The sequence below is a fragment of the Streptomyces sp. NPDC107498 genome, from assembly GCF_055582805.1.
Window position 1 is genome coordinate 671,075 of sequence record NZ_JBVJPE010000001.1, and the last position, 21,871, is coordinate 692,945.

General features: G+C 73.7%; 22 protein-coding genes. 9 read left to right on the plus strand and 13 right to left on the minus strand.

Annotated elements, in window-relative coordinates:
• Positions 1-7 precede the first annotated feature (7 nt).
• Both ACZ66Z_RS03130 and metG read right to left on the minus strand, forming a co-directional pair.
• Positions 8-730: a 4'-phosphopantetheinyl transferase family protein gene (locus ACZ66Z_RS03130; RefSeq protein WP_469932210.1), complete on the minus strand. Its 723-nt coding sequence runs from the start codon at positions 728-730 to the stop codon at positions 8-10.
• 127 nt (positions 731-857) lie between these two features.
• Positions 858-2,582, minus strand: coding sequence for a methionine--tRNA ligase (gene metG, locus ACZ66Z_RS03135; RefSeq protein ID WP_469932211.1), 1,725 nt, complete (start codon positions 2,580-2,582; stop codon positions 858-860).
• A gap of 723 nt (positions 2,583-3,305) precedes the next feature.
• Here metG and ACZ66Z_RS03140 point away from each other — a divergent pair.
• The 4 genes from ACZ66Z_RS03140 (at position 3,306) to ACZ66Z_RS03155 (ending at position 5,374) form a co-directional block, all read left to right on the plus strand.
• On the plus strand, positions 3,306-3,794 hold the full coding sequence (locus ACZ66Z_RS03140; RefSeq protein ID WP_469932212.1) for a DUF1269 domain-containing protein: 489 nt from the start codon (positions 3,306-3,308) through the stop codon (positions 3,792-3,794).
• 97 nt (positions 3,795-3,891) lie between these two features.
• A complete protein-coding gene (locus ACZ66Z_RS03145; RefSeq protein ID WP_469932213.1) occupies positions 3,892-4,131 on the plus strand; it encodes a hypothetical protein in 240 nt (79 codons plus the stop codon).
• Between the two features lie 80 nt (positions 4,132-4,211).
• Positions 4,212-4,850 carry a hypothetical protein gene (locus tag ACZ66Z_RS03150; RefSeq protein ID WP_469932214.1) on the plus strand — a complete coding sequence of 213 codons (639 nt, stop codon included), beginning with the start codon at positions 4,212-4,214 and terminating at the stop codon, positions 4,848-4,850.
• A gap of 23 nt (positions 4,851-4,873) precedes the next feature.
• Positions 4,874-5,374: a DUF1269 domain-containing protein gene (locus ACZ66Z_RS03155; protein ID WP_469932215.1), complete on the plus strand. Its 501-nt coding sequence runs from the start codon at positions 4,874-4,876 to the stop codon at positions 5,372-5,374.
• A 402-nt stretch (positions 5,375-5,776) separates the two neighbouring features.
• On the opposite strand, the gene ACZ66Z_RS03160 is transcribed toward ACZ66Z_RS03155, so the two are convergent.
• The 3 genes from ACZ66Z_RS03160 to ACZ66Z_RS03170 form a co-directional block, all read right to left on the minus strand.
• Positions 5,777-6,412, minus strand: coding sequence for a DUF1345 domain-containing protein (locus ACZ66Z_RS03160; RefSeq protein WP_469932216.1), 636 nt, complete (start codon positions 6,410-6,412; stop codon positions 5,777-5,779).
• Positions 6,413-6,510: 98 nt separating this feature from the next.
• Positions 6,511-7,854: a diacylglycerol/lipid kinase family protein gene (locus ACZ66Z_RS03165; RefSeq protein WP_469932217.1), complete on the minus strand. Its 1,344-nt coding sequence runs from the start codon at positions 7,852-7,854 to the stop codon at positions 6,511-6,513.
• A 147-nt stretch (positions 7,855-8,001) separates the two neighbouring features.
• Positions 8,002-8,742, minus strand: coding sequence for a class I SAM-dependent methyltransferase (locus ACZ66Z_RS03170; RefSeq protein WP_469932268.1), 741 nt, complete (start codon positions 8,740-8,742; stop codon positions 8,002-8,004).
• A 265-nt stretch (positions 8,743-9,007) separates the two neighbouring features.
• Between ACZ66Z_RS03170 and ACZ66Z_RS03175 the strand changes: the two genes are divergently transcribed.
• Both ACZ66Z_RS03175 and ACZ66Z_RS03180 read left to right on the plus strand, forming a co-directional pair.
• On the plus strand, positions 9,008-10,813 hold the full coding sequence (locus ACZ66Z_RS03175) for a sigma-70 family RNA polymerase sigma factor (protein WP_469932218.1): 1,806 nt from the start codon (positions 9,008-9,010) through the stop codon (positions 10,811-10,813).
• Positions 10,814-10,989: 176 nt separating this feature from the next.
• A complete protein-coding gene (locus ACZ66Z_RS03180) occupies positions 10,990-12,945 on the plus strand; it encodes an APC family permease (protein WP_469932219.1) in 1,956 nt (651 codons plus the stop codon).
• 29 nt (positions 12,946-12,974) lie between these two features.
• On the opposite strand, the gene ACZ66Z_RS03185 is transcribed toward ACZ66Z_RS03180, so the two are convergent.
• The 6 genes from ACZ66Z_RS03185 to ACZ66Z_RS03210 all read right to left on the minus strand — a co-directional run bounded on the left by ACZ66Z_RS03185 (position 12,975) and on the right by ACZ66Z_RS03210 (position 17,698).
• Positions 12,975-13,361: a VOC family protein gene (locus ACZ66Z_RS03185; RefSeq protein ID WP_469932220.1), complete on the minus strand. Its 387-nt coding sequence runs from the start codon at positions 13,359-13,361 to the stop codon at positions 12,975-12,977.
• Between the two features lie 132 nt (positions 13,362-13,493).
• Entirely contained in the window at positions 13,494-14,744 is a 1,251-nt protein-coding gene (locus ACZ66Z_RS03190) for a serine hydrolase domain-containing protein (RefSeq protein WP_469932221.1), read from the minus strand.
• A gap of 110 nt (positions 14,745-14,854) precedes the next feature.
• On the minus strand, positions 14,855-16,204 hold the full coding sequence (locus ACZ66Z_RS03195; RefSeq protein WP_469932222.1) for an MFS transporter: 1,350 nt from the start codon (positions 16,202-16,204) through the stop codon (positions 14,855-14,857).
• Between the two features lie 95 nt (positions 16,205-16,299).
• Positions 16,300-16,671 carry an ArsR/SmtB family transcription factor gene (locus ACZ66Z_RS03200; protein ID WP_469932223.1) on the minus strand — a complete coding sequence of 124 codons (372 nt, stop codon included), beginning with the start codon at positions 16,669-16,671 and terminating at the stop codon, positions 16,300-16,302.
• Between the two features lie 235 nt (positions 16,672-16,906).
• Positions 16,907-17,113, minus strand: coding sequence for a cold-shock protein (locus tag ACZ66Z_RS03205; protein WP_469932224.1), 207 nt, complete (start codon positions 17,111-17,113; stop codon positions 16,907-16,909).
• Positions 17,114-17,350: 237 nt separating this feature from the next.
• The gene (locus ACZ66Z_RS03210) at positions 17,351-17,698 is read right to left on the minus strand and encodes a hypothetical protein (protein WP_469932225.1); all 348 of its coding nucleotides are present in this window, start codon (positions 17,696-17,698) and stop codon (positions 17,351-17,353) included.
• 6 nt (positions 17,699-17,704) lie between these two features.
• Between ACZ66Z_RS03210 and ACZ66Z_RS03215 the strand changes: the two genes are divergently transcribed.
• Complete coding sequence (locus ACZ66Z_RS03215) at positions 17,705-17,860, plus strand: hypothetical protein (protein ID WP_469932226.1); 156 nt, start codon at positions 17,705-17,707, stop codon at positions 17,858-17,860.
• 372 nt (positions 17,861-18,232) lie between these two features.
• The gene (locus ACZ66Z_RS03220) at positions 18,233-18,883 is read left to right on the plus strand and encodes a ScbR family autoregulator-binding transcription factor (RefSeq protein WP_469932227.1); all 651 of its coding nucleotides are present in this window, start codon (positions 18,233-18,235) and stop codon (positions 18,881-18,883) included.
• Positions 18,884-18,916: 33 nt separating this feature from the next.
• Here ACZ66Z_RS03220 and ACZ66Z_RS03225 read toward each other — a convergent pair whose 3' ends face one another.
• Both ACZ66Z_RS03225 and ACZ66Z_RS03230 read right to left on the minus strand, forming a co-directional pair.
• Positions 18,917-19,864: an NAD-dependent epimerase/dehydratase family protein gene (locus ACZ66Z_RS03225; protein ID WP_469932228.1), complete on the minus strand. Its 948-nt coding sequence runs from the start codon at positions 19,862-19,864 to the stop codon at positions 18,917-18,919.
• Between the two features lie 14 nt (positions 19,865-19,878).
• Complete coding sequence (locus tag ACZ66Z_RS03230) at positions 19,879-20,829, minus strand: ScbA/BarX family gamma-butyrolactone biosynthesis protein (RefSeq protein WP_469932229.1); 951 nt, start codon at positions 20,827-20,829, stop codon at positions 19,879-19,881.
• A gap of 128 nt (positions 20,830-20,957) precedes the next feature.
• On the opposite strand from ACZ66Z_RS03230, the gene ACZ66Z_RS03235 reads away from it, so the two are divergent.
• Positions 20,958-21,638, plus strand: a complete 681-nt coding sequence (locus tag ACZ66Z_RS03235; protein WP_469932230.1) for a ScbR family autoregulator-binding transcription factor — start codon at positions 20,958-20,960, stop codon at positions 21,636-21,638.
• The last annotated feature ends 233 nt before the right edge of the window (positions 21,639-21,871 follow it).

Genomic DNA, 21,871 nt, shown 5'->3' on the forward strand with positions numbered 1-21,871 from the left:
GGCCCCGTCAGGGACGCCGGTGGACGACCGCCGCGGCGTAGCCGTCCGGGGCGACGACGTCGGTGAGGGACCAGCCCGGCGGCGGCGGGGGCGGGGTGGTGGCGGTGCCCAGGTAGTCCGTGGCCGTGCCGCGAGAGAGGCCGGTGCCGAGGGCCTTGAGGTAGGCCTCCTTGCGGGCCCAGGCGCGGCCGAACGCGCGGGGGCGTTCGGCGGGCCGGAGGGCGTCGAGTTCCGCGGTCTCGCGGGGGTGCAGCAGGGGGCCCAGCTTGGCCGTGACCTCCGCGTCGGGGACCTTCTCGACGTCCACGCCGACCGGGCTGCCGGCGAAGGCGAGGAGCACCAGGCCACGGGTGTGGGAGAGGGAGAAGTGGATCTCGCCGCCCCGTACGACCGGCCGGCCGTGGGGTTCCCCGCAGCCCTCGTTGGGGCAGGGCAGACGAACGATGCGGACGCCGTCCGGGGACGTGCCCAGGTACAGGCCGAGGAGCACGCGCAGACCGACGTGTGCGGCCACGTAGGCGTCCCGGTCGGCCTGGTGGTGGAACGCCGCCGCCCGCTTGCGCTCCTCGTCGTCGAGCGTGTCCGCGGCCAGCCGTGCCGCCCAGGCGGCACGACGGCTGACGTCGACCGACCACACGACGGGGGCGTCCGACGCTCCGGGGCGGGCGAGCGGCACCAGCCGCTCGGGGTCGAGTGCGAGGGGGACGCTCGGGGACGGCGCAACGATCATGGATCCACGGTAACCGCGGAGGGAGCGGCGAGGACCGCCCCGTGAGCAAGGCCACGAAAGGCCGTACGGGCCTCCCCCGCTCCCGTACCGCCCGACGGGGAGTCGGGACGGTACGGGGGAGCGCCGGTCAGGCCTCCGGAGCGCCGCCGAAGCGCTCGCGGTAGGACTCCAGGTCCTCCTCCGTGATCTTCGCGAAGAGCACCGGCGGCACCGTGAACGCGGTGCCGGCCGGGACGGCGTCCAGGGACTTGGCCTGGTCGGCGGTCACCCAGGTCGCGGTGTCGTCCTCCAGGGCGAAGGCCCCGCGCATGGCGGCGGCCGACGTCGGGACGAACGGCTCGGAGACGACCGCGTACAGGTGGATCAGGTTCATCGCGGTACGGAGCGTCAGCGCGGCGCCGTCGGCGTCGGTCCTGATCTCCAGCCAGGGGGCCTTCTCCTCCAGGTAGGAGTTGCCCGCGGACCACAGCGCGCGCAGGGCGGCGGCGGCCTTGCGGAACTGGAGGGCCTCCATCTGCTCCTCGTACTCGCCGAGCAGGCGCGCGATCTCCTCGCCCAGCTTCGCCTCGGCCTCGCCGGCGGCGTGCCCGGCCGGGACCTCGTCGCCGAACCGCTTGCGGGAGAACGACAGCACGCGGTTGACGAAGTTGCCGAGGGTGTCCGCCAGGTCCTTGTTCACCGTGGCGGTGAAGTGCTCCCACGTGAAGGAGGAGTCGTCCGACTCGGGGGCGTTGGCGATGAGGAAGTAGCGCCAGTGGTCGCCGGGCAGGATCTCCAGGGCCGCGTCGGTGAAGACGCCGCGCTTCTGGGAGGTGGAGAACTTGCCGCCGTAGAACGTCAGCCAGTTGAATCCCTTGACGACGTCGACCTTCTTCCAGGGCTCGCGCACGCCGAGCTCGGTGGCCGGGAACATCACCGTGTGGAAGGGGACGTTGTCCTTCGCCATGAACTGCGTGTACCGGACGGTGTCGTCGGCCTCGTACCACCAGGACTTCCAGTCACGGGTCTCGCCGTCGGAGGCGGCGTCCGCCCACTCCTTCGTCGCGGCGATGTACGCGATCGGGGCGTCGAACCAGACGTAGAAGACCTTGCCCTCGGCCGCGAGCTCCGGCCAGGTGTCGGCCGGCACCGGGACGCCCCAGTCGAGGTCGCGGGTGATGGCGCGGTCGTTCAGTCCCTCGGCCAGCCACTTGCGGGCGATGGACGTGGACAGGTGCGGCCACTGGTCGCCGACGCCGGCGATCCACTCCTCGACCTCGTGCTGGAGCTTCGACTGCAGCAGGAAGAGGTGCCTGGTCTCGCGGACCTCCAGGTCCGTGGAACCGCTGATCGCCGAGCGCGGGTCGATCAGGTCGGTCGGGTCGAGCACGCGGGTGCAGTTCTCGCACTGGTCGCCGCGGGCCTTGTCGTAGCCGCAGTGCGGGCAGGTGCCCTCGACGTACCGGTCCGGCAGGAAGCGGCCGTCGACCGGCGAGTACACCTGGCGGATCGCCCGCTCCTCGATGAAGCCGTTCTCGTGCAGCCTCCGCGCGAAGTGCTGGGTGATCTCGACGTTCTGCCGCGAGGAGCTGCGCCCGAAGTGGTCGAAGGCCAGCCCGAACCCGTCGTACACGGCCTTCTGCGCGTCGTGGGCCCGCGCGCAGAACTCGGCGACCGTCAGCCCGGCCTCCTTGGCGGCCAGCTCGGCCGGCGTGCCGTGCTCGTCGGTGGCGCAGACGTAGAGGACGTCGTGACCGCGCTGGCGGAGGTACCGGGAGTACACGTCCGCCGGAAGCATCGACCCGACCATGTTGCCCAGGTGCTTGATCCCGTTGATGTAGGGAAGCGCGCTGGTCACCAGGTGTCGAGCCATCCTCGGATGCTCCATTTCGTACGTACGGCGCCGGTGGCGCTGCCACGGCGGGTCCGGGTCGGGAGGCCGCAGCCGACGCGATCGTTCCGATCGCACGTCGACGTCACTCGTGGTGACGGAACGGGACTGCGAGCCACCGTCATCGTATCGAAGCGCGGGCGGGCCGACCCGTGGGTTTTCCCGCCCCTCCGCGCGGACGTCAGGGATCCGCCGGTGGGCGAAGCCGCTCTGCGGGGCGTCGACGCGGTGTGCCACCGGGCCGCCCCGGCCGGTGCGGTGGCGCATCCCGTCGGCCCGGTCACCGGCGGCACGGGGGTGGCCGCCGCGCACGGGGCGGCGGGGGCCCGGTCTGCGCGACGGGGTGGACGCGGCGGCGGAGCGGAGGGCGGACCTCCGACGGCGATCGCCGCGCGCGTGACGGGGAAACGGGGAAGCGGGCGACCGGGGCGCGGAGGACCCCGCGCGCCTGTCGGCCGGCCCCGTCCCTCCGATGGGCTAGGGGGCGTCGCGCCGATCGGGCCGGACCGGGGAACGGCGTCCGACGCCGGGCCGGGGGCGGGGTCCCGGGGCCGGGCGCCGGGCCGGGGGCAGGTGGGCGCGGGCTCCTCACCGGATCGAGTCGCGACCTCCCGCATATCGGGTCAAGCTCGTCCATGCGTGCCCTTTCGGTCGGAACCGCTCGGTGGCGGACCGTCGGGAGGACGCCGGACCGAGGAGGCGGAAGTGGGCGAGCTCATCGTCATCGGATACGACGACGCCGACGTGGCGGACAGGGCGTTCGACACGGTACGGGAGCTCCAACGGGACTACGTCGTGCACCTCGACGGCCTCGCGGTCGTCGAGGTCGACGAGGACGGACGGACCCACGTCGACTCCGACAGCCGCGTCGTGGGCTCCACCGCGGCCACGGGAGCCCTCTGGGGCGCGATCTTCGGCCTGCTGTTCCTCGTCCCCGGCCTCGGTCTCCTGACGGGTGCCGCGCTCGGCGGCCTCGTGGGCAGGCTCAGCAGGTCGGGTCTCGACGACCGGTTCCGTCAGCAGGTGGCCCATCTGCTGAAACCCGGATCCGCCGCGGTCGTGATCATGGCCTCCAAGGTCACCGACGACAAGTTCACCGCGGCGATGCAACGGCACGGCGGCACCGTCCTCAAGACCTCGCTCAGCGACGAGGACGAGAGGGAACTCGCCGAACAGCTCACCGGATCGCGGTAGCGCGGCCCGGCCCCGCCGCGCCACGCACCGCCTTCCCGGGCGCCCCGCGTCCGCCCCGCCCCCGCCCCGTTCGCCCCCACCACCAGGATGGCCTCCGATGGATCCCCTGCTCACCTCGGACCGGCTCGCCGAACTGCGCCGGCCCCGGCCCTCTCCCGCCCTCTCCCTGCTGATGCCGACCCACCGGCGCGAGCCCGGGAACGCGCGGCACCCCGTGCGTCTGCGCAACCTCGTGGCCCGGGCGGAGAAGGCCCTGGAGAAGGGCGCCGAGATCCGCTTCGTGCCCGACGACGCGCTGGCCGGTCAAGGACACATCGCCGGAGTGCTGCGGTACTGACCGGTCTCCGAGGGGTCCGGTCCGAGACGACCCGCCCCGACACGACTGCCCCTGACACCTCCTACCGGGAAGACGCGATCGTGAACACCTCACCCGAGCGGCTCGGCCGTCCGGCCCGTTCCCGCGCCGTGAGCGCAGCCGCCGCCGTCGTCCTCGTCGCCTTCGGCGCGGCGGGCGTCGTCGCCTGCGGCTCCGACGACGACGGGAGCGGACCGGGCTTCAGCCCACGTCCGACCCCACCCGTCACCGACTCCTTCAGCGGAACGCCGCCCTCGGCGCTCGCCTCCTCGGCCTCCGAGGCCGCCGAATCCGCCCGGGCGGCCGCCTCGTCGGTCGCCGCGTCCGCGTCCGCCGAGGAGGCGTCGCGCGAGGCGTCGATCGGGGCCGGGATCGAACGCTCGCGCCGCCAGGCGCAGGACGCCCTGAAGGGCGTGCAGGGGCGCGGCAACGCCCTGGGCGAGGTGGCGCTGACCGGCAAACCCCGAGCGGACACCGGCGGCGTCGCGACCGCCGTCGTCACCATCACCAACAAGACGGAGGGCACCGCCTCGTACGCCGTCCAGGTCGACTTCGTCGACGCGGCGGGCAAGGTCGTCGAGACCCAGTTCGTCGGCGAGGAGGACCTCGCTCCCGGCGGGCGCAGACAACCCCTGGTCATCAGCCGTCAGCCGCCCGAGCCCGTCCTCACGGCGAGGCTGACCAAGGCCCAGCGGTACTGACGCCCCCTCACAAGGAGATCCGCATGTCCGAACTCATCGTCCTCGGCTACGAGGACCGCGCCGTCGCCGACAAGGCGTTCGCCGAAGTGCAGCGGTTGAACAAGGACCACGTGGTCGAGCTGTCCGGACTCGCCGTCGTATCGGTCGACCAGGACGGCAAGACCCATGTGGACACACCGGCCAGGACCGAGGGCATCGCCCTGTCGGCGACCGCCGGCGCCCTGTGGGGCCTGGTCCTCGGCATCATCGTCCTCACCCCCGGGATCGGCGTCGTGGGCGCGGCCGTCGGAGGCCTCATCGGCAAGCTCCAGCAGATGGGGGTCGACAGCGGGTTCCGCGAGAAGGTCCAGGAGCTGCTCCGGCCCGGCTCGGCCGCCGTCGTGATCATGGCCACGAGGATCACGGAGGACCGGTTCGCCGCCGCGATGGGACCCTTCGGCGGAGAGGTGCTCAAGACCTCGCTCTCCGAGCAGGGCGAGCGGGAGCTCGCGGAGCAGCTGGCCGGCCCCGGGGCCGCCGCCTGACCTGACGGAGCGGCCGGGCCGCGGACGCGCGGGCGGACCCGCCCGACCGCCCCCGCGAGGGGGGTGTCGTCGGCGGGTCCACGCAACGCGCGATCGCCGCGGCCGGGCCCTGCTCCGGGAACAGCCGTTCCAGGATGCGGGCGGGCGCCCGGTCGGCGGCCGCACCGGCCCCGGCGGAAGGGGCGGCGGGGCCCGCGACGGCGCCGTCGAAGCAGAGCGGCACCGGTTCGAGGCCCGGACGCGCACCCGGTGGGGGTCGACCTCCTCGTGCGGGCGGGCCCCGGCCGAGCCGGGATGCGCCAGGTCGAGCACGCCGACCGGACCGGACAGGTCGCGTGCACGGGAGGAGCCGGTGGGCGACCCTTCGGGCATGGCGTGATCCGGCGGGCCCGGCGAGACCCGTCAGAGACTGTCCAGGGCGGAGACGAGGCTGGCCACCGTGACGGTGTTGAAGACGAACGCGATGCACGAGTTGGCCGTCACGGTCCGGCGCATCTCCCGGGACGCCACGGCGACGTCGGTCGCGCCGAAGGTCGTCATGACCGAGAAGGCGAAGGAGAGGTAGTCGACCCAGGCGGGATCCTCCTCGCCGGGGAACTCCAGCGCCCCCTGCTCCTCCACGAGGTCGTCGGCCTGGAAGGCGACCGCGAAGGAGACGGCCACGCACACCCAGGCCAGGGCCACCAGGACGAGCGCCACCGACGCCCGGACCGCAGGTTCGAGGGAGGAGCCGAGGTGCCCGGGACGCCACACCACGGCCACCACGGGCGCCGCGGCCGAGATGAGCAGCGACACCCCCGGGCCGGGCGCCGTGCCGTACAGGTACCGCTGGAGCACCGTGCCCCGCGACGCGCGGTCGGCCCAGGCACGGACCCTCTCCGGGGACGCGGTGGAGAAGGCGACCACCGTGAGCAGGAGGTACGGGAGGAGGTAGGCGAACGGCAGCAGGACGCAGACGTCCGCCCCGGCGAGCTCCGCCCTGACGCCGTCGAAACCGAGGAGGAGCACCGCCGCGGCCGCGGCGACGGACGCGCTCACCGCCCCCCGGCGGCGCTCGGAGAGCCACCGGTTCGGCGGCGCGGGGAGGGCGGTTCAGGCACGGGCGGACTCCTCGGAGTGGGGGGCCCGGCGCCCCGTCACGGCGACGCTTCGGCCGGCCGCTCCGCACGGCCGAACGCGAGGTCGAGGATCCGGCGCCACCGCACGGGCGGCACCGGTACGGGAACGCCCGGGCGGTCGCGCGGGACCAGGACCCGCAGTGCGCCGGGCCGCAGCGTGCACACGACCGGGGTGGGCATCCGCAGCGCCTCGCCGTCGACCGCCACGGGGATCTCCTCCGCGCCGGAGGTCACCTCGACGCGGTGTGCGGTCAGGACGGTCAGCCCCGTGGACTGCGAGCCCCGCACGGCCAGGTCGGCGGCCTGCGCCGCGTCCTCCACCCTGATCCCGAGCACTCCCAGCTCGCCGTCGTCGAGGCTGGGCCGCCGACCGGCGCCGCTGACCTCGTCGGGCGAGACGTACGGGTTGTTGCTGACGAGCAGCGCCTGCTGGGACGAGAGCTCCGCGCCGTCGACGCGCGCGTCGAGTCGTCGCACGCCCTCGCCGAGCAGCAGGTCCGGCATGAGGGAGAGCACCGTGCCCGCCTTGTCGTCGCGGTACTCGGGCCGCTGCACGACGTCGGCGTACACCCCGAAGGAGACCGTGTTGACGAAGGCCCGCCCGGCGACGTCGCCCAGGTCGACCCGGAGCTCCTCGCCGTCGGTCAGCGCGTCGAGGCAACGGGACGGGTCGGAGCGGTCGAGACCCAGGTCCATGGCGAAGTGGTTGCGGGTCCCGGCGGAGACCACGAGGAACGGCAGGTCGTGCTCGGCGGCGACCGTCGCGACCAGCGCCTGCGTGCCGTCGCCGCCCGCGACGCCCAGCAGGTCCGCGCCCCCGGCCACGGCCTCGCGGGCCAGCTCGGCGACGTCGACCGGGGCGGACGGGTCGAGCAGGATCACCCGCGCGCCGAGTCCCTCCGCCCGCTCCACCAGGTCGAAGCGGCCGACCTTCCCGCCCCCGGACTTCGGGTTCATGATCAGGACCGGCCGCTTCGGCGGGCGCGCCGGGACCGCCCGCATCGACCGCTCCGGTCGCGATCTGCGCAGCGCCGCCCGCGCGCAGGCCAGGGTCGCGCCCCAGCACAGGCACAGGACCAGCGCCGTCAGCCACAGGCCGTCGTGCACGAAGAGGACCACGACGCCGACGGGCGCGGCGATCGCGAGGAGCGCCCCGAGGAGACGCGCGGCGCCGCGGTGCGACACGAACCACCAGACGCCGGCGGCGCAGAGGACGAGGCCGAGGAAGCCGGCCCCGACCACTTTCAGGCCGCCGTCCCCGATCGCGAGCAGGAGCACGGCCAGCGAGCCGACGGCCGCGAGCAGGGCCAGCCGCGCCAGCAGCCGCGCGGCGGGGTTTCCCGCGGGTCCTGACCCTTCCATGCCGTCCTCTCCCCTGCCGTGCTCGACCGCGGGACCGGGCGACCACGGGGTCGTGCCCGGTCCGGGGCACCAGCCTGCCCGGTCCCGGTCCCGGAGGCATCCGGGTGCGGGCCGTTCGGGCTCCTCGGGGCCGTCCCCGACCGGTCGTCAGGCGCGGCAGCGCAGGAGCTCGAAGGGCGGGTTGGCGAGGCAGTCCGCCCAGAAGTCCGCGCCGAACTCATGGACGCCGGCCTCGGAGATCTCCAGCGGGACCCAGGTCGGCTCGCTGAAACCGGCCGCCCGCAGGGACCCCTCGTACACCTCGCGGCGCGGGCAGGCGCCGACGAACGAGATCGGCGGGTCGAGCAGCGCCGTGATCCGGACGCGCGGCCCGGTCTCGATCTCCTCGCCGGTCGCCTCGCAGAGGAAGCCGTACTTGGCGAGGGACGGCCCGTCGAAGCGGTAGTCGGGCTTCTGCGCGAGCACGAAGAACTCGCCTCCGGGCTTCAGGCTCCGGTGCACACGGCGGCACATCCGCTCCATGGCGGCGACGTCCGGCGCGTAGTTGAGCAGCTGGACCCCCAGCGCGACGTCGAAGCGCCGGTCGAGGTCGCGCAGCTCGGACACGTCGCCCACCTCGTAGCGCACGCCCAGCGGATCGCTCTCCTCGAAGGCCCGCGCGGCGTCGACCATCGCACCGGAGATGTCGACGCCGAGCACCTCGGAGGCGCCCCGCCGCTTGAACTCCCTGCTGTAGAAGCCGGTGCCGGAGGCGAGGTCGAGCACGGACCTGCCCCGTACGTCACCGACCAGGCCCAGGAAGCTGGGCACCTCCCCGTACCGCGTCAGCGGCAGGGACTTGAATCCCTCGAACGCCTCACCGATCTCGTCGTACAGCTGCACGCCCATGGCGCGGCCCTCCCGGTGCTCGGTCATGTCCCTGGTGTTCCGTCACGCCTCGGCAGTCTTGCCGGACCGCGGCGGCGTTCCGTACTGGCGGATCCCACGAAGTCCCGGACATCGCGCCGGACTCCCGTACGGGAGCGCGCACGGTCCCGGGGGCCGTGGAGGATTCCGGAACTCCTCCGCCGATTCCTGTTATCGGGCCGCCTCCCCGTGATCTCCCAGGTGTTGGCCGTCGACGGCAGAGAGAACGGACAGGGTGATTCGGAGCATGGGCGCACAGCACGGTACGGAACTGGTCAGGGCGGCACAGAGTGGGGACCCGCGGGCGCAGGACCGGCTCATCGCGCTCCACCTGCCCCTGGTCTACAACATCGTGGGCCGGGCGATGAACGGTCACCACGACGTCGACGACGTCGTGCAGGAGACGATGCTGCGGGCGCTGGCCGGACTCGGCGAGCTGCGGTCCCCGGACAGCTTCAGGTCCTGGCTGGTCGCCATCACCATGAACGGCGTCCGCAGCCACTGGCACCGGCAGCAACAGGCCGGCTTCCCCGCGGGCGGCCTCGACGACGCCCGTGAGCTCGCGCAGCCGGGGACCGATTTCGTGGAGCTGGCCGTGGTCCGGCTGAACCTCTCCGGCCAGCGGCGCGAGACCGCCGAGGCGACCCGCTGGCTGGAGCCGGACGACCGTGACCTGCTGTCCCTGTGGTGGCTGGAATGCGCCGGTGAGCTGAGCCGTCACGAGGTGGCCGCCGCCCTGGAGCTGTCCCCGCAGCACACCGCGGTGCGGGTGCAGCGGATGAAGGAACGCCTCGAAACCGCGCGGGTCGTCGTACGGGCCCTGTCGCAGAACCCGCCGTGCGCGACGCTGCGGTACGAGATCGACACCTGGGACGGCCGGCCGTCGGCCCTCTGGCGCAAGCGCATCGCCCGGCACGCCCGCGCGTGCGCGTACTGCGCCGGGCTGTGGAGCGGGCTCGTACCGGCGGAGGGGCTGCTCGCCGGACTGCTCCTGGTGCCCCCGGCCGCGCTGCTCCTCGCGGGCGTCCGCGAGCGGGCGGGCTTCGGGACCGCCGCCGCGACCGTCCCGTTCGCCGCTCCGGCCCCGGACCCGCTCACCACGCCGGACGTCGGCCCGCTCGCCACGCCGGCCCCGGACCCGCTCGGCTCGGCGACGCACGGGGCGGGAGCCGGGCTCGGGCCCCGTGGAGGGACCGCGGGACACGGCCGCCGGAGCACCCGCGCCGTCCGCCGCCGGCGGCGGCAGCGGGGCCGCAGGCGCGCCGTCATCGCGGCGGGCATAGCCGTGGTGGCGGTCACCGGCGGCGCCTTCACCCTGACCACCGGCCCCGAGGAGGGGGCGGAGACGGGGAACACGACGCTCGCCGCGACGACCGACGCCGGCCCGTCCCTCTCTCAGGAGCCGACCGCCGCCCCGGCGGCCACCTCCTCCTCGGCCACCCCTTCGCCGTCGGCCTCGAAGACCCCCCGTACGACCCCGAGGCCCTCGCGTCCGACGCCGACCGCCTCCCGCACCTCGCCGCCCGCACCGCCCCGGCCGACGCGCACGACCGCGCCCGCGTCCGCGCCCGTGCCCGGCCCGGCCGGCACGCACACGACATCCGGCTCGGGCTCCGGCTCCGGTTCCGGCTCCGGCTCCGGTTCCGGCTCGGGTTCCGGTTCCGGCTCGGGTTCCGGTTCCACCGAGGCGCAGGTGATCGATCTGGTCAACGCGGAACGCGCCAAGGCGGGCTGCGGCCCGCTGACCGAGCACCCCCTGCTGACCGAGGCCGCCCAGGGGCACTCCGACGACATGGCCGCCCGGAACTTCTTCGACCACACCAACCCCGACGGCGACGGCCCCGGCGAGCGCATCACCGCGGCCGGGTACGCGTGGTCCTCGTACGGCGAGAACATCGCGAAGGGCCAGACCACCGCGGCGCAGGTGATGGACTCCTGGATGAACAGCCCCGGCCACCGGGCGAACATCCTGAACTGCGGGTTCAAGGAGATCGGCATCGGCCTCCACACCTCCGGGGGCCCCTACTGGACGCAGGCCTTCGGCAGTCGCTGAGGCCCGACGGGCGGCCCTGGTGTGACGCGTACGACACCCCGGACGCGGATATTGACACATCCCTGACGCCCGTTCCCGGATCGGCTGCCCGCGGTCTGCCTAGGCTTGCCGGGCCGTCCACCGGATGGCCGAAAGCAGACCGCCGGAGCCGTACATCACCACCCCAGGGACACCCGATGGCCACCACGAAGGACGCCCGCACCGGACGATTGCGCGGGTGGATGCTGGAGGGCCTCTCCGACATGGGGAGGGGCCGACCCTCCCGGCCCGTGGAGGCGGCGCCGGACGCCGGGCACCAGGGGCAGCGCTGGTGGCGGGTGATGTGCCTGACCGGTGTCGACTACTTCTCGACCCTCGGCTACCAGCCGGGCATCGCGGCCCTCGCGGCCGGGCTGCTCTCCCCGGTCGCGACGATCGTCCTGGTGGTCGTCACCCTGGCGGGCGCCCTGCCGGTGTACCGGCGGGTGGCGGAGGAGAGCCCTCGCGGCGAGGGCTCGATCGCGATGCTGTCGCGGCTGCTGTCCTTCTGGCAGGGCAAGCTCTTCGTCCTCGCCCTCCTCGGCTTCGCCGCGACGGACTTCCTCATCACCATCACCCTGTCGGCCGCCGACGCCTCCACCCACCTCGTCGAGAACCCGCACCTCGAATCGGCGCTGCACGACAAGCAGATGGTCATCACGCTCGTGTTGATCGCCCTGCTGGGCGCGGTGTTCCTCAAGGGCTTCCTGGAGGCCGTCGGCGTCGCCGTGGTCCTGGTCGGGCTCTACCTCGGCCTGAACGCGGTCGTCGTGGCCACCGGCCTGTGGCACGTCGTCACCGAGGGCCATGTCGTCACCGACTGGTCCGCGGCGCTGACCGCGGAGCACGGGAACGTCTTCGGCATGGTCGGCGTCGCCCTGCTCGTCTTCCCCAAGCTCGCGCTCGGCCTGTCCGGCTTCGAGACCGGCGTGGCGGTCATGCCGCACGTCCAGGGCGATCCGGACGACACCGAGGAGAACCCCGCGGGACGCGTCCGGGGGACGAAGAAGCTGCTCACCACGGCCGCGCTGATCATGAGCGTCTTCCTGATCTGCACGAGCTTCCTCACCACGGTCCTGATCCCGCACGAGGAGTTCGAGTCGGGCGGCGACGCCAACGGCCGCGCGCTCGCCTACCTCGCCCACGCGTACCTGGGCAACGCCTTCGGCACGGTCTACGACGCCTCCACGATCGCGATCCTCTGGTTCGCGGGCGCCTCGGCCATGGCCGGACTGCTCAACCTGATGCCCCGCTACCTGCCGAAGTACGGCATGGCCCCGCACTGGGCCCGCGCCGTGCGCCCCATGGTCGTCGTCTTCACCCTGGTCGCCTTCCTGGTGACGTGGGTCTTCGACGCCGACGTCGACGCCCAGGGCGGCGCGTACGCCACCGGTGTCCTCGTCCTGATCTGCTCGGCCGCCATCGCGGTCACCATCGCCGCGCGCAAGGCCGGGCAGAGGGGCTGGACGATCGGCTTCGGCGTCATCTCCGCCGTCTTCCTCTACACCACCGTCGTCAACGTCATCGAGCGCCCCGACGGCGTGAGGATCGGCGCCTGCTTCATCGCCGGCATCGTCCTCGTCTCGCTCCTCTCCCGCCTCGGCCGCGCCTTCGAGCTGCGCGTCACCCACATCGAGCTCGACGAGACGGCCGAGCACTTCATCCGGGACGTCTCCCGGCGCGCCGCGCGCTTCGTCGCCAACGAACCGGACGGCCGGGACGTCGCCGAGTACCGCGACAAGATCGAGCAGATACGCGCCGACAACGACCTGCCCGCCACCGAGGACTTCGTCTTCGTCGAGGTGACCGTCACCGACCCCTCCGAGTTCGAGGCGGGCCTGACCGTGCGCGGCGAGGTCATGCACGGGCGCTACCGCGTCCTCACCGTCGAGTCCTCCTCCGTCCCCAACGCGCTGGCCGCCCTCCTCCTCCACGCCCGCGACCTGACCGGCGTCCGTCCCCACGTCTACTTCGAGTGGACCGAGGGCAACCCCTTCGCCAACTTCTTCCGCTTCTTCCTCCTCGGCCGGGGCGAGGTCGCCCCCACCACCCGCGAGGTGCTGCGCGAGGCGGAGCCCGACCGGAACCGGCGCCCCCGCGTCCACGTCGGCTGAGCCGGAGCGGCGGCCTCCGAGGGGCCCGGTCAGGGCAGCTGGACGATCTGGACGAGGTTGCCGCAGGTGTCGTCGAGGACCGCGACGGTGGCCGGCCCCGCCTCCGTCGGCCCCTGGGCGAAGCGGACCCCGAGGGCGCTCAGCCGCTCGTACTCCGCGTGGACGTCGTCGACGGCGAAGGAGGTGGCCGGGACGCCGTCCTGGCGCAGGGCCTTCGCGTACTCCCTGGCGGCGGGGTGCGCGTCGGGCTCCAGGAGCAGTTCGGTGCCCTCGGGGGCCTCCGGGGAGACGACGGTCAGCCAGCGGTAGTCACCGAGGGGGACCTCCGTCTTCTTCACGAAGCCGAGCTTCTCGGTGTAGAAGCGGAGCGCCTTGTCCTGGTCGTCGACGAAGACACTGGTGACGTGGATCCGCATGGCGTTCTCCTCCGGGGGTGCCGGTCCGAGCCGCCGCGTCGCGGTGGCTCGGGGGGTCGGTGTCCGGCCACGTAACCACTCGCCCGACGCCCGCGGGCACCCGACACGCGCGGCGCGGCGGGTGCCGGAGGGTCAGGTGATCGCGAGCGGGTCGTTCGGGGCGAGGGCGGCGGCGATGCGCTGGGCGACCACCTCGGCCATGTTGCCGTCGGGGGTGGTCGGGGTCTTCGTCGCGGAGACCGCGATGGCGAGCCGCTTCGACGGGAGGTACGCCTGGATCGCCGCGTACCCGGAGAACGACGGGTTCTGCAGCACCCACCCGTTGACGACGATGACGCCGAGGCCGAAGTGCTTGGCCTCGGTCTGCTTCAGGCAGATCGAGGCGGGGCACGTGGCGGTCCCGCCGCCGAGGCCGACCGTCCCCGGGTCCAGCATCGTGCGGTACGAACCGTACGAGAGGAGTTCACCGCTGCCGATCGCCCGCGCCGAGGTGGCCAGGTCGCAGACGTGGGTGGTGATGACCGCGCCGGGCGCGGTGGTCCACGAGGGGTTCCAGAAGGTGGACTCCTCGTAGAGGCCGCGTTCCGAGGTGAAGGCGTGCAGGACCGGGCGCGGGATGTCGGGCGTGAAGTTGTTCCGGGTGTCGCGCATGTGGAGGGGGCCGGTGACCCGCTCCCTCACGAGCCGGTCGATCCGGGTGCCGGTGATCTCCTCCAGCGCCTGGACGAGCAGGAGGTAGTTGGCGTGGGAGTAGCTCCAGCTGGTGCCCGGCTCGTACCAGAAGGAGTGCCGGTACGGGTAGGAGAGGAGCTGTGCCGGGGTCCACTGGCGGAAGGGGTGCGCCTCCAGCTCCGCGTCGAAGGCCGGGTCGGTGACGTAGTCGTGGAGGCCGGTGGTGTTGGTGGCCAGCATCCGCAGGGTGATCCGGTTCGCCCTGGGCACGTCGGGAAGCCACCGCTCCACCGTGTCGTCGAGGTCGACCCTCCCCTCCTCGACGAGCTGGAGGAGGACCGTGCCGATGTGCGCGAAGGCCACGGAGCCGGCCCGGAAGTGCATGTCGGGCTCGGCGGGGACGCCCGTCATGGATTCGCCGAGGGCGTCGGTGAGGACCTCGCGTCCGTCGACGGTGACCCGCAGCTCGACGGAGTTGAGCTTGAGGTCGGTCTTGGCCTTGCGGGTGATGTCGAGGATCCGGCGGGCCTCGCCGTCGAGGGGCCGCTCGGTCCGCACGCAGTCGCTCCCGCCGTGTCCGCCCGGGCCGCCGGGGCCCTCGGGACGCGAGGCGAGTGCCGGGGCGGCGGCGGTCTGGACGGCGAGGGCGAGGAGGGCGGCGCAGAGGAGGGCCCTGCGGGACCGGGTCCGTGTGGGGGTGGGTCGTCTCATGCCCCGCACTATGTCGGCAGGACCGTGCCGGTCCGCGTGAACACTCCAGGGCGGGGACGAGAGACATCCATGTGGGGCAGGCGGGAGGGCCGCCCGGGCGTCGGGCTCGCCTACCGGTCCGGCGGGGGCGGCCACCGCCGGTGCAGGGCGTCGATGTGGAACGCGTGCGCGTGCTGGGCGCCGGCCCCGGCCAGGTGCGGGTGGCCGGGAGGGAGTTCGGGGTGGACGTGCTCCAGTTCGACCGGGTCCTCCCGGGGCCAGAGGCGGGCGGCGCCCACGGCTCCGAGGAGGGCGAGGACGGCGAGCACCGCCGCCGAGACGGCGGGCCCGGCCCGGGCGGCGAGCCCTCCGGCCAGCGGGTAGGTGAGCAGCCAGCAGGCGTGCGAGAGGGAGAACCGGGCCGCGAAGGCGGCCGGCAGGTCGCTCCCGGCGGCCGAGCGGCGCACCACCCGGCCGCCGGGGGTGAGGACCGCCGAGCCGGCCGCGCCGGCCACCAACCAGACCGTGAGCAGCGCGGGCCAGGACCAGGGGCCCGGGGCGGCGGTGAGGCCGAGGGCGAGGAGCGCGAGGGCGCCGGGCAGGACGAGGGCGGCCCGGACCATGACGGCGCGGTCGTCCGCCCGGTGCAGGACGCGCGGCAGCACCAGCGCCACGGCCATGGACCCCGCCCCGTACGCGCCGAGGGCGAGCGGGACGTCGCCGGCGGGGCGGCCGAGGGCGTCGCGGACCAGGACCACGGTGTCGACGAGGACCACGGCGCCGGCGGCCGCGACGGCGAGGTCGAGGGCGAGGAGGGCGCGCAGCCGCGGGGTGGCGAGGAGCAGCCGGATCCCGAAGGCCGCCCTGGCGTGCAACCGACCGGCACCGGTCCGGGCGGCTTCGGGCCCGGGCGTCGGGGGCAGGGCGGTGGTCCGGACGAGGAGGGCGGAGGCGAGGAACCCGGCGGCGGTGCCGGTGAAGAGCCAGGAGTACGGGACGAGGGTGAGCAGCGCGGCGGCGAGCACGGGGCTGACCAGGCTCTCCAGGTCGTAGGCGAGGCGGGAGAGGGAGAGGGCCCGGGTGTAGTCGCGCTCCTCGGGCAGCGTCTGCGGGATCGTCGCCTGGAAGGCGGGGGTGAAGGCCGCGGAGGCGGCCTGGAGCAGGAGGATCAGGAGGTACACCTGCCACACCCGGGTGACGAACGGCAGGGCGAGCACGACCGTCGCCCGCGCCAGGTCCATCGAGACGAGCAGCGCGCGCCGGGGCACCCGGTCGGCGAGGGCCCCGGCGAGCGGGGCGATCGCCACGTACGCGGCCGTCTTGAGGGCGAGGGCGGTGCCGAGCACGGCGCCGGCGTCCGCTCCGGCCAGGTCGTACGCGAGGAGGCTCAGGGCCACGGTCGCCAGGCCGGTGCCCGTGAGGGCGACGACCTGAGCGGCGAAGAGGCGCCGGTAGGTGCGGTTGCGGAGGACGGACGGCATGGGGGAGCCCCCGGTCGGCCACGGCGGACGGCTGAGGCCACCACCGTAACCGACGCGTGCACGAGTGCGCACATGTTCACTCCAGACCCCTGGGGTCAGTCGTGCCAGGGTTCCCCGGTCACCTGGTGGTCGGCACGGCTGATCGCCTCGACGACCAGACGCTTCAGGTGTCCGTCCGGCATGGCGTACACGACCCGACGCCCCTCCTTGCGGGTCGTGACCAGCCCGCCGAGGCGCAGCTTGGCGAGGTGCTGGCTGACGGCGGGACGCGCGGCCCCGCACGCCTCGGTCAGGGCGCCGACGTCGGCCTCGCCCCGGGTGAGCAGCCACACCAGATGGAGCCGGGTCGGGTCGGAGAGCAGGCCGAACACCTCGGCGGCCGCCGCGAGTTCACGCGCTCCCGGGGTCCGCCCGTGCGGGCGGGCGGCGGTCGCGGGGTCTCTGGGCGGGGGCCCGGGCGTGGACATGCGCCCACCGTACCCAGGAAGCGGACGCGGGGACCCGCCGACCCCGGAACGCGGACCTCCGACCCCGGGCCGGACCCCGGAACGCGGACCTCCGACCCCGGGCCGGACCCCGGAACGCGGACCGCCGGCCCCGGGCCGGACCGCGGGGCGCGGACCGCCGGCCCCGGGCCACGGGGCCGCGGGCCGGTGGGCCCGGCGGGCCGGCCGGTCTCCGCGCCCCGGGGCCCGGCCGGTGTCAGACGCGCAGTTCCTTCGCCTCGAAGCGGCCCTCGCCGAGGACCAGGACGAAGGAGACCTGCTGCCCCTCGGAGACCGTCCGCTCCGCGCTCTCGATGTCCTCGGCGCTGAAGTACACCTGCTCCTCGGAGCCCACGGGGACGACGAAGCCGTACCCGCCGAGACGGTTGAAGGACTGCACGAACCCCGTGCTTCTGCTTTCCACCGCGACCTCCTCGTCGTCGCCGGTGACGCGGTCGAGGGTGACCGTCCGGCCCGGACGGCCGTTTCCGCGCCTCAGGGGAGGTGTACCCCGCCGACCCGCCCCCCGCCACCGCCGTCGGGCTCGCGGAGCACCCCCGACGGTCTCGTACAATGTTCAACAGAGGCCCGCCGTCGGAGATCCCCCGTGTCCGACGGCGGGCCTCACCCCTTTCCCCGGCCGACGGACGCGGGGTCCGCCTCAGGTAGGGCCGCCCGGGTACGCGATCCGCGCCGTGATCCTGGCGATGCGACGGGCCGACTCCTCCGGCGAGGCCACGGGCTGGACGACGTGGCTGACGGCGAGCCGCACGATCGTCTCGACGGCGAGTCCGCGGGACTCCTCGTCGACGTCGGGCCAGGCCTCGGTCGCGTACGCGTCGAGCATCGCCGTCGCCGTGCCGAAGACCGGCTCCGGGCGGGTCGTGAGGCAGGCGAGGAGGTCGTCCTCGCCGCCGCGCGCCGCGAGCAGGACGCCCTTGACGAGGGGGTTGTCCACGGCCTGCTGGAGCGCGTAGCCGACGCCCGCCGCCGCTGCCGCCTCCAACACGCCCCGATGGGCGTCGAGTTCACGCTGGATCCCGACGAGGAAACCCTCCAGCTCGCGCTGGACCGGGGCGCTGCCGATGGCCCCCTTGGAGCCGAACTCGTTTTCCGCCTGCTCGAGGACATCGACTACACCGAGCACTACGGCCTCGAGCGGGAGCGCTGAGGAGAGGGAGGGCGACGCCCGGGGAGGGGGCGCGGACCGCCGCCCCCTTCGCGGGTGCGCAAGGAGGCGACGGGCGTCCCTGGGCCCCGGGGCTCGAACCCCCGCGATTCCAGGGCTCGTTGGCGTTCAGGCGCCGACCGCGCCGCATCGACCTGACAAACCGCACGTCCGGTCCACCAGAGCCGCCGTTTCCGTCCTCGGAGCTGTCGCTTCCCTCCTCGACCGCCTCCGGCGTGCGGTGATGCCGCCTCTCCCCTGCGACGGTTCCACCTGAATTTCCCCCCAAGGAGCGGTTTACGCGTCGAAAGAACCTGAAGGAAGGTCAAACCTCTTACAATACCAAGCAGTCGGTTTACTTCCACGGGAGCCACGGTGACCAAACAGGAGCGGGCCACGCGGACCCGCGACGCGCTGATCAGGTCGGCGGCCGAGGAATTCGACCGGCACGGCTACGCCCTGGCCACGCTCTCCGCGATCAGCGCGGGAGCGGGCGTGAGTCCCGGGGCGCTCCACTTCCACTTCGAGAACAAGGCGGCGGTCGCCGAGGCCGTCGAGCAGGAGGCCTGCGCCGCCCTGCGCCGGACCGCCCGGACCGTGTACGGCCGGCGGTCGAACGCCCTGCAGGACCTCGTCGACACCTCGCACGCCCTGGCCCGGCTGCTCCGCGACGACATCGTCGTCCGCGCCGGGTTCCGGCTCGGCTGCGCCGACGACTCCCGTACGGAGCTCAGCCCGCGCCAGGAGTGGCAGGGCTGCGTGCAGCAGCGGCTCGCGGAAGCGGCCGACGAGGGCCTGCTCGCCGCCGGCGTCGGACGGCTGCAGGACCTCGCCCGCACCGTCGTGGCCGCGACGATCGGCCTGGAGGCCCTCGGCCGCGACAACGGCGAATGGCTCTCCCCCAGGACCGTCACGGGTCTGTGGCGCACCCTGCTGCCGATGCTGGCGGCCCCGGAGGCGCTCGCCGGACTCGAACCCGCGGGGAGCCCGACCGCGACCGACCACGTCCGCGTGCCCGTCGGCTGAGGCCCCGGGGTTCCGGGGGCACGGGGCTCCGCCTCAGGAGCGGCGGAGGAGGCTCCGGTACCACGGCACGTGGTCCGCGATCGTCGCGGCGAAACCCGGCCCCGGGTCCCGGCCCCACTCCCGCCAGGGGCGGTCGTCCTCGAACCAGTGGTCGACGGTGAGCATGGCGAGGTGGTGCTGCGCGAAGGGGAGGTCCGCGAGCAGCGCCCGGGCCTCGGCCGCGCCCACCGCGGGCCCCCGGCTCCCGGGCCGCCCGTCGAGGAGCGCCTCGGCGACCGCGAGCAGCTCCGCCACCGGGACCGGCTCCGGATGGTTGACGTAGTGGGGGCCCGGGCGCGTCCGCGGGGAGAGCGCCGCGCCGAGCAGGGCTCCCGCCAGGCTGTCCACGTCGATCAGGGAGTGCAGCGAGGCGCCCCCGTCGAGCGGGCCCGGCAGGGCGGCGAGCAGCCGGACGATGCCGGGCATCAGCTGGCGGTCGCCCGCGCCGTACACGAAGTGGGGTCGCAGGACGGTCCCGCCCGCGTCCAGGACGTGCCGCTCCCCCGCCGCCCGGGTGCGGCTGGTCGCCGACCCCGGGGCGAGCGGGAGGGTGCCGGGGGCCGCCGCGCGGAACGGGCCGCGGCCGTGGACGGAGGCCGTGCTCAGGGAGACGATCCGGGTCGCTCCGGCGCGCACGGCCGCGTCGACCAGGTCGCGGGTGCCCTCGTCGTTGACGGCGCGGGCCACGTCCTCCGTCGCCCCGATCGCCGAGGCGCAGTGGATCAGCACGTCGACGCCCTCGCAGGCCCGGCGCAGGGAGTCGGGGTCGCGGAGGTCGCCGGTGACGGCCTCGACGCCGGCGCCCGCCGGGCCGGGCGGCGGGGCGGGCGGACGGCGGACGAGCAGCCGTACGCGCGCCGGTTCCGCCGATGCCGCGGCCGTCGCCGCCACCCGGCCGCCGATGAATCCGGTCGCGCCGGTGATCAGTATGCGAGGCCCCATGGTTCCGGTCCGGTTCAGCCCGCCAGGCGTCTGTCGAGGCCGGTTCCGGCCGCCGTCAGGTCCCGGGACGGGGAGGTGAGCGTGGAGAGGAAGACGGGCCGGCCGTCCTGCAGGCCGGTGACCCGGACGGTGGTCGCCTCGGGGGCGCCGGGCAGGATCTCGGCCTCGATCCAGCACGGGCTGTCGAGTTCGGCGTACCGCGTGAAGGAGATGTCCATGGCGGTCGGCAGGTACGCGCCGCTGCCGAGCGTCAGCGTCGCCGCCTGCCGGGCGGCTTCGAGGAGCACCATTCCCGGTATGTGGTCGTTCGGGCGCCGGAAGAGGGTGGGGTGCTGGGTGTTGATCCGCAGCTGCCACTGACCGGGGCGGGTGCCCGGGCCGAGGACGACGTCCTTGGCGTGCTCGCGTCCGACCGACTGCGGGGACACGCCCTGGATCAGCGGGACCGGCCGGCCGAGCGCGGCCATCCGGTCGCCGCGGACGCGGCGGTACGCCAGGGCCGAGGTGCAGCGGGCCATGGCGCCGCCCGTGGCGAGGTGCCTGCCGTCCCTGGTGAGCACCAGGGTGGTGCGCAGGTTGCGGAGGCTGTCCCGGCGGCTGTCGAGGTCGGAGCAGATGACGTCGACGACGATGTCCGAGGAGAGGTCGCCCACGGCGAGCGCCTCGGCGTCGGCGGTGTAGCGCAGGCCCCACATGACGAACTGATCCTCGACGGGTACCCCGAATTCGGCGTGAGCGACGAGCATGGTGGTCTGACGTATCGTCTCGGCCACCAGTACGGGGTCGTGCCGGTCCCCTGCCACCGGAGAGAAGAAGGGATGCGCGGCAGGCCAGCGAGCGGAGACGGAGAAGCGGTTCTCCGCCAACTGGGTCCACCCCGTGGGGATGATGTCCGCGGGATCCGCTCGGTGAACGAACTCCCCGGGGACGCAGGTCGACGTCGCTCCTCGAAAGTTCTGATCCATGGATCCCCCTAGCACCCCCGCGCCCCTGGGCGGCATGTCCGCCCGAACTAGAATACGTACAGCCCGGTTTTCTTTTCAATGCTTCACGTCACACCACGAGCACAGACAGCGATACAGCGGGAGGCGCCTTGGCGCAGCAAGCGCGTGCAATCAAGACCCGGCAGGCGATCCTGCAATCGGCCGCGGCCGTCTTCGCCGAGCGGGGCTACGAGCGCACGACCATCGGAGAGATCCTGGTTCGGGCGGGGGTGACCAAGGGAGCCCTCTATTTCCACTTTGCTTCCAAGGAAGACCTCGCCCTCGGCGTGCTCGACGCGCAGATGCTCGACGTCCCGCTGCCCCCCCAGGCGATCAAGCTCCAGGAGCTCGCGGACCAGGCCTTCCTGCTCGCCCACCGGCTGCAGCGCGACGCGCTCGTGCGGGCGAGCGTCGCCCTGGCCCTGGACAGCGGCGCCACCGGCGTCGACCGGGTCGCGCCGTTCCAGGCGTGGATCGACCAGGTGTCGGAGATCCTCATGGTCGCGAAGGCGCGCGGGGAGCTGCTCGTCCACGTCGACGTGACGGACACGGCCTCGCTCTTCTCGGGCGCCTTCTCCGGGGTCCAGGCGATGTCCCAGATCCTGTGCGATCGCAAAGACCTGATCCATCGCGTCTCGGTCCTGCTCCGGCACTTCATGCCGAGCATCTGCACGCCGGCGCTGCTGCCCGGTCTCGGCCTGACCGAGGAGTACGGCCGAAGGCTCGGCGCCGAATACGACGCGGACCGGCGCCGCAGAGAAGAAGCGAACTTCACGGAAATCGACGGTTAAGAAAACCGACCAAACGGTTTCTTGAGCGCCCCGACGCAGAACAGCGTCGGGGCGCTCTGGCGTCGTGGCACTGAGTGTGTTTTGCTGAGGGTACTCAGTGCCAAAAGCGTCTAGGGGAGCTCCATCATGGGTAAGGACTTCGACCTGTATCGGCCCTCGGAGGAGCACGACATGCTCCGCGAGTCGGTGCGTGCCCTGGCGGAGGCGAAGATCGCTCCGTTCGCGGCGGCGGT